Source organism: Variovorax sp. GW821-FHT10C12, from assembly GCF_059415405.1.
This window is the reverse complement of record NZ_JBWKNE010000001.1, coordinates 2,619,153-2,631,837: the sequence shown is the minus strand read 5'-3', so window position 1 is coordinate 2,631,837 and position 12,685 is coordinate 2,619,153. Positions and strand designations below refer to the sequence as shown.

2 protein-coding genes are annotated in these 12,685 nt (G+C 70.8%); both read left to right on the top strand.

Annotation, left to right across the window (positions count from 1 at the left end):
• Positions 1-133: 133 nt before the first annotated feature.
• Complete coding sequence (locus AC07OH_RS12320; protein WP_495300840.1) at positions 134-11,878, top strand: filamentous hemagglutinin family protein; 11,745 nt, start codon at positions 134-136, stop codon at positions 11,876-11,878.
• Positions 11,865-12,545, top strand: coding sequence for an RNA polymerase sigma factor (locus AC07OH_RS12315; protein ID WP_495300839.1), 681 nt, complete (start codon positions 11,865-11,867; stop codon positions 12,543-12,545). Before AC07OH_RS12320 ends, AC07OH_RS12315 begins: the two co-directional genes overlap by 14 nt.
• Positions 12,546-12,685: the final 140 nt, after the last annotated feature.

Here is a 12,685-nt window from a genome sequence, read left to right as displayed (position 1 = left end):
CGTCCCGTCAAGAAACTGACGGCTCCTGTCGCCTTGGCTTTCGATCGCCATCGCAGGGGCTTCTTGAATGGGGCGTGCCTGCGCGACGCGCGCAGCCCCTTCGGCACAGGCTTTACTTCGGCGGGAACGAGACATGACCATCAGTGGGTGCAAGGAAAAGAATCGACCGGCGCGCGCGGCGCAGCAGGTTTTCAGGATGGCGCCCCTCGCGCGGGCCATCGCGGTGGCGCTGGCCGCCGGTGGGGTCCTCGGCAGCGCGCACGCCCAGCGGGCGTTCAGCCCGGCGTGGTTCGCCGACAAGGGCGCGGCGCAGGCGGGCGCGATCGCCACGGGCAAGCTGCCGAACGGCGCGCCGGCGTCCAGCCTGGTCCACCCGACGCAGCCGTCGTCGGCGGCGAGCCAGCAGCTGCAGACGTCCATCACCAACCTGAACCTGGCCGCGCGCGCAATCGCCGCGCAGCAGGCACAGCAGACACAGAAGCGGGCCGAGGCGCTGGCCAGCGGCGAATCCGCGCCAGACGGCCTGGCCGAAGGCGGCCTGAAGGTCGACACGAATTCGCTGACCGCCGGCTGGCTCAACGCCAGGGACCCCGTGCAGGCCGCGGCGAACGGCAGGACCACGGTCACCATCGAGCAGACCGCCGACAAGGCCATCCTGAACTGGGAGACCTTCAACGTCGGCAAGCACACGACGGTGAAGTTCGACCAGCGTGCCGGCACCCACGCCAAGACCGGCGCCAACGAGTGGATCGCGCTCAACCGCATCAACGACCCCAGCGGTCGACCCAGCCAGATCGCCGGCCGCATCGAGGCCGAGGGCAGCGTCTACCTCATCAATCGCAACGGCATCCTGTTCACCGGCAGCAGCCAGGTCAACGTGCGCAACCTGGTCGCCTCCAGCCTGAAGCTCAGCGACGAACAGTTCAAGGCCGGTCTCAACACGTGCCTGGGCGCGAAATCGGGTGACCCCGGTTACTGGAGCGGCCTCGAAGTGGCCGTCGGCATTCCCACCTTCGGCGAGAACTCCAAGCAGATGCCGGCCGATTCGAACGTGCAGTTCGCCGACATGGGCCCGGCCTTCGATCCGGGCAAGCCGCCGGGCGACGTCAAGGTGCTGGCCGGTGCGCAGATCACGGGCCAGGGCGGCCACGTGCTGATGTTCGCGCCCAAGGTCAGCAACGCGGGCAGCATCCGCACGCCGAGCGGCCAGACGCTGCTGGGCGCCGGCGAGAACGTCTGGCTGGAGGCCAAGGAAATCAGCCCCACCGTGCGCGGCTTCGATGCCGTCACCTCGTCGGTGCGGCCCTGGCTCTTTCCGGCCAAGTTCCTGATCAACCCGCAGACAGCGCCCGCCTTCCAGCCCTACCTCATCGGGCGCATCGTGTCCGACATCCTGCCGCTGATGGAGCAGCGCGCGGCCCAGGTCGGCTACAGCGTGCACAACACCGGCATCATCCAGGCCGATCACGGCGACATCACCATGGTGTCGCGCGAGATCCACCAGGGCGGCATCCTGCAAGCCAGCACCGCGCTGAACAACCGCACGGGCTCCATCCGCCTGCGCGCCTGGGGCCAGGGCGTGCACAACATCGACATCAACCTGGCGGCCGACGTCCCGCGCCTGACGGCCTGGTCGGGCGGCACGCTGACCCTGGGGCCGGACAGCATCACCCAGGTCGTCAACGACTGGCAGGACACCACGCGGATCGAAAGCGGCTCGCTGGCCAACCGCTACCAGCCCGGGCGCATCGAGCTCTACGGCAAGACGATCGACGTGCAGACCCGTGCGCAGGTCACCGCCGCCGCGGGCCACATCGATATCCAGGCCCAGGCCAACCCGGCGGCCCTGCAGCGCAACACGCAAGTGGGCGACGGCAGCCGCATCCTCATCGGTGAACACGCCACCGTCAGCACCGCGGGTCTGATGCAGATGCCGGTGGACATGGCCAGCAACTTCGTCGAGGCCGAACTGCGCATCAACGAACTGCGCGACTCCCACCTGCAGGCGAACACCTGGCTGTACGGCCGGAAGGTCATCGTGGATCGACGCCGGTCGGGCACCTTCAAGGGGCTGATGGCGGGCGTCGAATGGGTCACCGACGAGTCCGGCAAGGCGCTCAAGGGCGTCTGGGTCGGCACCCCGCTGGCGGACGTGACGGGCTGGGTGGGCAACGGCCTGGTGGGCTTGTCGGAGCTGGCGGCGCGAGGCGGCGACATCACCATCCAGTCCAACGGTTCGGTGATCACGCGGCCGGGCTCCATCCTGGATGTGTCCGGCGGCTCGGTGCGCTACAGCGACGGCTGGAACACGGAAACCCTGCTGCGCGGCGCGGACGGGCGCACCTACACCATGTCGTCCGCGCCGGCGGACATGACCTACACGGGCATCGCGGGCCAGTACCTGCACGCGCATGCGCGCTGGGGCGTCACGCAGACCTATGTCAATCCGATGCTGTCGGGGCGGCGCTGGGAACCGGGCTACGAAGAAGGCCGCAATGCCGGTTCGATCGACATCCGTGCCGGCAGCGCCTTCATCCTGGAGGGCGAGTTCAGGGGCTCGGTGCAGCCGGGCGACCGGGTGCAGGAAGTGGCCGAGCTGCCTCGGGCCGGCCGCCTCACGGTGGGTTCCAACCGGGCGCAGGAGGGCATGTGGACCCTGGGCCAGGTCGTCATCAGCGACAAGCCCGCGTTGCTGCCGGCGGGTTTCAGCATCGACAGCCCGCTGGGCAAGGACGCCTTCCTGACCGAGCCGGAAGGGCAATCCCCCGGCGCTGGCGCGGGCGTGGGCCGCACCACCTGGCTGTCTGCTGCGGGGCTGAGCCATTCGGGCCTGGGCGCCATCGAGTTGAACCTCAACACCGGCTTCGTGCTGGAAGACAGCGCGGTGGTGACTCTGCAGCCGGGGGCGCGCTTCACGGCCGCGGTCTACGACGGCCAGGGCATCCCCGGCAACTTCGACATCCAGGGCAAGCTCATCGCCCCGGGGGGCTCCATTGCGCTGAGCGCCGGCGGCAAGGCGGACAGCGTGCTGCGCCTGGGTGCGAACAGCCTGCTGAGCGTCGCGGGCCAGTGGGTCAACGACACCGGCAGCGGCGTCACGCTGGGCCGCGCCATCCACGGGGGCTCGATTGCACTGGGCACCCCGATGAAGGAGGGCCTGGGCACGGTGTACGGCAACGTGGAGGTGGCCGCCGGCGCGGCACTGGACGTGTCCGGCGGCGGCTGGCTGTCCGGTGTCACGGCGGGCGGCAAGGCCGGCAAGGTGAAGGCCGGCAACGGCGGGGCCATCAGCCTGACGGCGTTCGACAACACGGCGCTCGAGACGCTGGACCTGCGCGGCTGGGCAGGAGGCGATGCGTCCCGGCTCACGCTCACGGCGATCGGCGACGTGCAGGTGGGCGGCGCCGCGCCCGCAGCCGACGCCACGGGCGGGAAGGCATCGGGCGCGGCAAAGCCGTTGCACCTGCCGCAGACCCTGTACGCCGAGCGCGGCTTCGGCACCATCGGCATCCGTTCGCTCGGCGGGGACGTCGTGGTCGCGGAAGGCGCACAGGTGCACATCCAACCCACGAGCTGGGACATGCCCGCGGCGGTATCGACGCTGCGCACGCTGCCCAGTGGCAGCGCATTGGGCGATGTGCTGGCCCCCAAGGCACTGGACGAACTGAGCGAACAGCGCCGCGCCGCGCGCGCGCCCGGTGGCCTGTCGCTGGCGACCGGCGCGACCGGCGGCGGCATCCGCATCGACGCAAACGCCAGCATCCAGACAGAAACCGGCGGCACGATCTCACTGGACGCGGACGGGTCCGGGCAGGCTTCCGTGCGGGTGGCGGGCCGCCTTCTGGCGCCGGCCGGGACGCTGAACATCCGCGCCAAGAAAACCCTGACGCTGGCCGACGGGGCCGAGTTGCTGCTGCCCGGCGTGGCGCAGATCTTCCACGACCCGGCCATGCGCCTGCCCCTGGGCAAGGTGCTGCCGGGCGGCACGGTCACGCTGAACGCCGGCACGTTGGATGCGCAAGCGGGTGCGCTGATCGACGTGTCGGGTGCGCGGGGCACGGTGGCGTATTGGGACCGCGGCACGGGTGCGCTCGGCGCCCTGCGGCGCGTGGACCAGGAACTGGGCAGCGACGGCGGCGCGGTCGTGATGGAGGCCGCGGCCGGCGGTGCCATGAACGCCAGGCTGCGCGCCCACGGAGGCAACGCCCAGGCGGCGGGCGGCTCGTTGTCCATCACGGACACGAGCGCGGCCGGGAGCTCGTCCGGGGACCTGGTGGCGCCGGACATCGGCTCCTTCCTCTACTACAAGAGCCCCACCGGCACGTACACGTTCAACGGCGAAAAGTACGCGCGGATCATCGGCACCAGCGGCAACCTCGACGTGCGCGACGAGTACGCCGGCGACGTCAAGATGAGCAGCGCCATGCGCACCGCGCTCAACACCACGCTGCCGACGTCGGTGTCCAGCAGCAAGGGGCTCGTCCTCGACGCGGGCGCGGCGCTGGCCGCGGGACCGGGCGTCGACAGGGCGCCCTGGGAGCACGACCCGAGCATCGACAAACGGGTGGTCGACCTGCTCAACAAGTACTTCTGGAGCGGCACCGGCACGGCGCTGAGCCACAAGATCCACATCGGCAACATCGCGACCTCGGACGGCACCCTGCACGTGTCGGCGAAGGCGCTGCAGGACACGGGCTTCTCGGCGGTCGACCTGCGTTCCACGCAAGTGGGCGTGCAGCTGAACGGCGGTGTCGACCTGAGCGTCGCCGGTCGCCTGGGCATCACCGCCCCGGTCATCCAGAGCGACGGGCTGGGCGGTGTGGTGCGCTTGCATGCCCACCATCTGCAACTGAACCCGCTGACAGGTGCGGTGGGCGCGGTCGGCGCCACGCCCCGCAATGCGGGCGAACTGATCCTGTCGGCCACCCAGGCCATCGACATCGCAGGCCGGGGTGCGAAGGGCGAGTCGGCGTTGCCCGTCGACGTCAAGCTGCGCGGCTTCGAACGCACGGTGCTGGACACTGGCGACCTGCGCTTCGTGGCAGGGGCCTACAGCGAAGGCGGCACCGACTACGACGACCCGCAGCTGCGGGCCACGCTCGACGTGGGGGGCGCGCTGGAGATCAAGGCCGCGCAGGTCTACCCGGCCACCGCCGTCACGGCGCGAATCAATTCGGACCGCTCCATCACCGTGCGCGGCAATGGGAGTGCCGCAGCGCCTCTGTCGGCCGGCGGCAGCCTGACGCTGAACGCGCCCGTCATCGAGCAGGACGGCGTGCTGCGCGCGCCCTTCGGGCAGATCGCGCTGAATGCCGGCGAGCGCCTGACGCTGGGCACGAACAGCCTGACCTCGGTGTCCGGTGCGGGCCTGGACGTGCTCTACGGCAGCTTGCGCAACGCCGAGTACTGGCTGGACCCGGCCAACCCGCAGGGCCGCAATCGTGCCAATGCCGGCGATGCCAGTTCCCTGGACGAAAACCGCTACCTGTCGTCGCTGCCGGAAAAGCGCGTGTTGCTGCAAGCGCCCGATGTGGCCATGGCCGCGGGCGCGGTGGTGGACATCGCGGGCGGCGGCGATCTGCATGCGTGGGAGCACGTGCCCGGCTCGGGCGGCTCGCACGACGTGCTGACGCTGCCCGGCATGTACGCCGTGCTGCCGGGCTACCAGGGCCTGTCGCCCGTGGCGGGCGGTGCGGCGGGCCAGAAGGTCTGGCTGGCCGGTGGCGGCCTGGGCGCCGGCTGGTACACGCTCCTGCCGGCGCGCTATGCGCTGCTGCCCGGCGCCTTCGCGGTGCAGAGCACGGGCCAGGCCTTGCCGGCGTGGGCCGCGTCCCGCGGCGAGGTGGTCAGCCTGCGCGACGGCTCGACGATCGTCGCCGGACGGGAACAGAACACGATCAGTGGCGCGCGCGATGCCACGGCCTCGGGCTGGCGCGTGCTGCCCGCCAGCCTGGTGCGCAAGGTCAGTGAATACAACGAGGCGCGGGGCAACGCCTTCTTCTCGTCGGATGCGTTCAAGCTGACGCAATACCGCCTCACGGGGCAGGATGTCGTGACCCCGCGTCTGGCCCGCGATGGCGGCGCCGTGGTGTTCAAGGCCGACCGTGCGCTGACGCTGGACGGCGAACTGCGCGCGCAACCCGATGCGGGCGGGCGCGGCAGCCTGGTGGACATCGCCGCCGCCAAGATCGCCATCGTCGGCGCGGGGCAGGACAGCAGCGACCTGCGCGCCGACGGCTACCTGGTCGTGGATGCCGGCAGCCTGACGCGCTTCGGCGCGGGCAGCCTGCTGGTGGGCGGCACGCGCACAGGCAATGTGCGGGGCCTGCAAGTGGACGTGGCCGCCAGCGATGTGGTGCTGCGCAACACGGCGGGCACCGCGCTGAGCGGCCCGGAGGTGATCCTGGCCGCGGCGAATGTGGTGTCGATCGAGTCGGGCAGCGTGCTGCGCGCGAACGGCGCCGCGTCGGGCGACGAAGCGAACCTGGTGCTCAAGCCGCAGGTGGCGGCCGTGTGGAGCGACAACAACACGCCCAACGACACCAGCGACGACCACATCGTCACACCCTCCAAAGACTGGGGTGCGCTGGTGCGCGTGAGCAGCGGCCAGGCCGTGCGGGCGCTGCGCGAGAACGTGGACACCACCGTCGGCGGCCAGGTGCGCATCGGCGCCGGTGCGCTGCTGCAGGGCGGCGAGGCGCTGCTGCTCGACGCCACCAACGACACCGAGATGGCTGCCGGCGCGCAGCTGTCGGGCAAGGCCCTGTCGGTGGCCGCGAGCCGCATCGGCATCGGCGGCGGCAGCGGCGGCCTGGTGCTGGACACCGACGCCCTGGCGCAGCTGTCGCGCGCGCAGTCATTGACGCTGCACAGCTACGGCAGCCTGGACTTCTATCGCTCGCTGGACATGCGCGGCCTGGCGCAGGTGGTGTTCGACGCCGCAGCCTTGCGGGGCCATGGCGCCGATGCCGTGCAGGTGCAGGCCTCCCACCTGACGCTGCAGAACACGGGCGCGTCGCTCGGCAGTGCGGGCACAGGCAGTGGTCGCCTGGAACTGTCGGCCGGCGAGCTGGTGCTGGGCGCGGGCGACAAGACGATGTCCGGCTTCGACCAGGTGCTGCTGTCGGCCAACCGGCGCATCGCCGGCGAAGGCACCGGGAGCCTGGACGCCGGGACGGCGGCGCTGACGCTGCGCATGCCGGTGCTGCAAGGGGTGTCCGGCGCCGACCAGGCCCTGCGAACGCAGGGCCAACTGGTGTTGCAGCAAGACGCGCAACTGGATGCGCAAGAGATGGCGTCACTGGGCCGCGCCAGCCTGGGCGCGCGCCTGAGCCTGTCGGGCCAGGGCGTGACCGTGGCGCTGCCGGTGCTCGCGCTGGGCGGCAGCATTGCGGTCGATGCCGGCACGGGCAACCTCACGGTTGCAGCGTCGGGCCGCCTGCACGCGGGGGGCCTGGAAAAAGTCTTCTTCGACGCGGCCCAGTACGTGGATGCCGGCCAGATCAGCTTGGCGACGCGAGGCGGCCTGATCGACCTGGCCCCGGGCAGCCTGCTGGACCTGTCCGCCCATCCGCGCGGTGGCGACGCCGGCCGCCTGACGGTGGATGCATCGGCCGGCGGGCGGGTCCACTTCGGTGGCACTGTGCAAGCGCAGGCCGGTGCCGGCGGCAACGGTGGCAACTTTGCGCTGGCCATCGATCGGCTGGACGATTTCGGCGCGCTGGCGCGAACGCTCAACGATGCGGGCTTCAGCCGCTCGCGGCAGTTCCGCGTCCGCCAGGGCGACCTGACGATCGCGGGCACCACGCGGGTGGCCGACTTCGAAGTCATCACCGACCACGGCGTGATTGCTGTCGACGGCACGGCGCGCGTCGAAGCCAACGCGGCCTACGGCGGCAGCATCCGCCTGGTCGGCGGGGCAGGGCTCACGATGCAGCCGGGCGCGGTGCTGGCGGCCCATGCCACCGACGCCATCGATGGCCTGGGCAGCAGCCGCATCGACCTGGAAGCGGTCGACGGCCAACTGCACCTGGCCGGCGGCACGCTGGACCTGAGCGGCGGCGAAGGCGGCAAGCTGCGGCTGCGGGCGCAGCGCACCGCAGGCAACGACGGCCTGAACGTCACGGCGCTGAACGCCGCCGTGCAGGGCGCGCGCTCCGCGGTGCTCGAAGGCGTGCGCCGCCATGCCAGCACGGATGGCACGGTGGAATCCGTGGCCCCGCAGGCGATCGCCGAAGCCAATGCCTTTGCCAGCAACACCGGCATCCTGGCGAGGCTGGGTGGCAACGCCGCCGCCTACACCTTGGCGGCGGGCATCGAGATCACCAGCCCCGGCGACCTGACGCTGGGCCGCGACTGGAATCTGTTCGACAGCTTCGGTGCGGCGCACCGCGAAGGCACGCTCACGCTGCGCGCCGGCGGCAACCTGAACATCGACGGCCATCTGAGCGACGGCTTCGACGTGGCGGGCCGCGACAACGGTGCGGGCCGGGCGGCGCGGCTGCAGCAGGCCGCGTCGTGGAACCTGCGCCTGGTGGCGGGCGCGGACCTGAATTCGGTCGACGCACTGGCCACGCGGGCGCCGGGTGCGCTCGCGAGCGATGCCGGCACGGTCCGCGTGGGCACGGCCGGTGCCGAGTCGGGCGCCGGCAAGCTGGTGCGCACCGGCAGCGGCGACCTCACGGTACGCGCCGGGCGCGACCTGGTGCTCGCCCACAAGGAGTCCGCGCTGTACACCGCAGGCCGGGCCGAGGCCGATCCCACCCTGGGTGGCGGCTTCGACACCGCCAGCGTCGATGCCCAGTACGGCACCGCAGGCGGCCACCTGGACGTCGCGGTCCAGGGCAGCGTGCGTGCGCCGACCCAGCAGGGCGTGCGTTCGGACCAGATCCTGACCGAATGGCTGTTCCGCCAGGGACGCTACGGCGGCGAGTTCAGCAGCCCCACCGGCTACTACGACCCCTACAACATGGGCGACACCTGGGCGCCGGTCATGTCCGCGCGGGGCCAGCAACCGAGCTGGTGGGTGAACCACGCGAGCTTCCAGCAGGGCCTGGGCGCGCTGGGCGGCGGCAACGTGAAGCTGTCGGCGGGCGGCGACCTGGTGAACCTGGTGGTGGCCTTGCCCAGCACCATGCGCGTGACGGGCGGGCGTTCCGCCGGCGATGCCGCGGCCTCCATCGTGACGCGCAATGGCGGGCAGCTGCAGGTGAGCGCGGGCGGCGCCTTGAAGGCCGGCCAGTACTACGTGGGCCGCGGCGCCGGCGAGATCGACGCAGGCACCAGCGCCGCCGGCTATGTCATGACCGGCACAGTGAGCAACGGGTCTGGCGCCACCTATGCCTACGACATCGCGCCCGTGCTGGCGCTGTCGGACGCCACGCTCAAGCTGCAGACGCTGGGTGACCTCGTCCTGCAGACCGTGATCGACCCCATGCAGATACGCCGTGCCTACGTCGACCAGGTCGACAAGGACACCAGTGGCGGGGCCAGCCATGCGATGTTCATGAGCAGCCATACCGAGCGCAGCGCCGTCACGCTGGTGTCCACCGGTGGCAACGTGCGCCTGGAAAACCAGTCGGAATACGTGGCGGGCAACGAGACGGGCAACACCACCAAGCTGGTGAACGGCATGGTGGACCCCAAGCTCCAGACGGACATGGTGGGCCTGTACCCGGCCAAGCTGAGCGTGTCGGCCCTGAGCGGAAGCATCGACGTCGCGGGCCTGCTGCCGATGGCGCCGGCGAACACCACCGACCTCTCCTTGCTGGCCGCGAAAGACCTGCGCTTCCTGCGCGGCAGCAGCCTGCTGAACACGGGGGCCATCGTGATGACCCAGGCCACGCTGGACAAGTGGCCCTCGATCTTCCGGCCATGGACAGGTCTCACGACCGTGCTGGGCGGTGCGTCGGCGTTCGGAGCGCCGCTGAAGTCGGTCTATGGCGGTTTCTCGGTGACGAACCCCTTCCTGACGAACAGCGCCAATGGGGGGGCGGAGCTGTTCGACAACCCGGACACGCTGCCGATGCAGGCGCACGACTTCGCGCCCAGCCGCCTCTACGCGGGGGCCGGTTCCATCAGCGACCTGAACCTGATCGCGTCGGAATCGGTGCGCGTGCAGGCCGGCACCGACATCCGCAATTTCGAGCTGAGCGCGCGCAACCTGCGCGCCACCGACAGCACGGTGCTGGCGGCGGGCAACGACATCCTGGCGGTCGCCAACCGGTTCCTGTCGCATCCCTATGCGGGACCCAGCGGAGGCGCGGCCTCGTACTACTACGACCGGGGCAGCCGCACCGCCCTGCAGGGGCCGGGCGAGCTGCTGCTGCTGGCCGGGCGCGACATCCAGGGCAACAACTTTTCGCTGTACACCAATGGCAACCGCTATTGGGACTACGTGTCGGCCACGCCGCGCGGCGAGGAAACGAACATCATCAAGGCCCTGCCCGCCGAGGGCGCTGACATCACCCTGATGGCCGGCATGAACAAGGCCGCCCGCTACGACGCCTTCGAGTCGGCCTACCTGAACCCGGCCAACGTGGCCGCCATGCCGCAGTACCTGAAGACCACCCTGGCCGACGGGACGGTGGCGCCGCTGTACCTCACCGACGGCGTGGACCACCGCGGCGACCTGCCCAAGCTCACGCGCCGGGGCCTGGTGTCCTTCGTGGAAGGCATGCTCGGTGCCGACAAGGTCGCCAGCCTCACCGGCACTGCGGACGGCAAGCTGAGCCCGCAGCAGGCGTGGGAGCAGTACCGGCAACTGCCGCCGCTGGTGCGCGAGCAGTTCCTGCGCCAGGTCTTTGTCTACGAACTGCGCGAAGGAGGGCGCGACCAGAACGGGGGCGATGGGCAGAACGGCCCGATCAACGGCGGCTACCGTCGCGGCTACGCGGCCATCGACACGCTGTTCCGCGGTGCGACGGCCGAAGGCCAGCCCGTGCGCTACGCCGCAGATTTGCCGGACAACTGGCGCAGCAGCTGGTCCGGCGTGGGCAGCATCGCCGCGACCCGGATGGCGGCGCGCACCCACCAGGGGGGCGACATCAATGTCTTCACCCCCGGCGGCGGCCTGCAGGTGGCGGGGCTGGGCGCGGTGGTGCCGGACGGATACGGCCTGGTGACGCTGGCCTCGCCGGGGCAGGTCAATGTGTTCACCGACCGGGACATCATCGTGAACCGTTCGCGCATCCTGTCCTTCGTCTCGCAGGCCGAGCCGCTGGGCAGCGACCAGGTGTTGTGGTCCAGCCAGGGCGACATCGACGCCGGCCGCGGCGCCAAGACCGTGCGCATCCCGCAGGCGCCGGAAGTCACGTCGGACGTGGACGGCAACATCACCGTGGAGGAAAAGCGCGACATGAGCGGCGCCGGCATCGGCACCGTGGGCGAAGGCGACGTGGACCTGGTCGCACCGAGGGGCACCATCGATGCGGGCGATGCCGGCATCCGGGTCGCCAGCAACCTCAACATTGCAGCGCTGCAGGTGCGCAACGCCGACAACATCCAGGTCAAGGGCGAAACGACCGGGCTGCCGGTGGTGGCGGCGGTGAACATCGGGGCACTGACCACCGCCAGCGCGGCAGCGTCGGCGGCGGCCATGGCGGCGCAGGAGTCCATGCGCCATGAGCGGGCCGCGGCACGGCAGAACCTGCCCTCGGTCTTCACGGTGCGGGTGCTGGGCTTCGGCAACGACAGCCTGCCGCCGGGCGGTGCGGGTGCATCGTCGCCGCCACGCCCCGGCGCGCAGGCGGGCGCTGCGCCTCGGTACGACCCCGCCAACCCCGTGCAGGTCTTTGGGCACGGCAATCAGTTCGACGCGTCGGTGATGTCGTTGCTGACCGATGCCGAGAAGACCAGGGTGCGCCATGCCGGCAAGTAAGACGATGTCCGCGGCTGAGTTCGATCCCGGTCCTTGTTTTCAAGGGCCATTCGCGGGCCACGGCGAGCCCACCGGCGTCGTGCTGCGGGCGTTCCTGACGGCGAACTACACGTACCTGCATCGCCGCCTGGCCCGCGATCTCGGCTGCTCCGACCAGGCCAGCGAGTGCCTGCACGAGGCCTGGCTGCGTCTGGGCGACATGGCGGCATCGGAGCCCGTGCGCAGTCCCGGGGCCTATGTCTATCGAACGGCGCGCAACCTGGCCATGGATCGCCTGCGCAGCGACCGGTCCTGGCAGTACGTGGGCGAATGGGACACGGCCCTCGATCTCCTGGCCGATCACGCGCCCGGCCCCGATGCGATCGCCGAGGCGCGTTCGGCCGTGGAGGCCGTCGAGCAGGCGATGCAGCGGCTTTCGCACCGGCATCGCTCGGTGCTCGTGGCGCTGCAGATCGAGGAGATGACCCGCCAGGACGTGGCAGACCGGCATTGCATCTCCTTGCGCCGGGTGGACACGGCACTTCGCCAGGCCCTGGACTACTGCGCGCATGCGTCCGGCCACACGGTGCGGGCGGAGGGCGCTTCGCCGCGGCGGGGTCTTTCGCGGCGATGGCAGGAGAAAGTCGTCGCCCCGATGCGCGCCAGCGCGCCACGCGCGCAGAAGTGAAGTCCCGCCTGCGGGCGGCGCCGGACCGGTAGCAACTTGCTGCTGCCGATCTCGCCGGCGTTCGGGTGGGCGTGGTTGCGGGACGCACGATCTGTCCGATCGAGCACCCGATACCCAACGCGTATCGCCCGACATGAAGA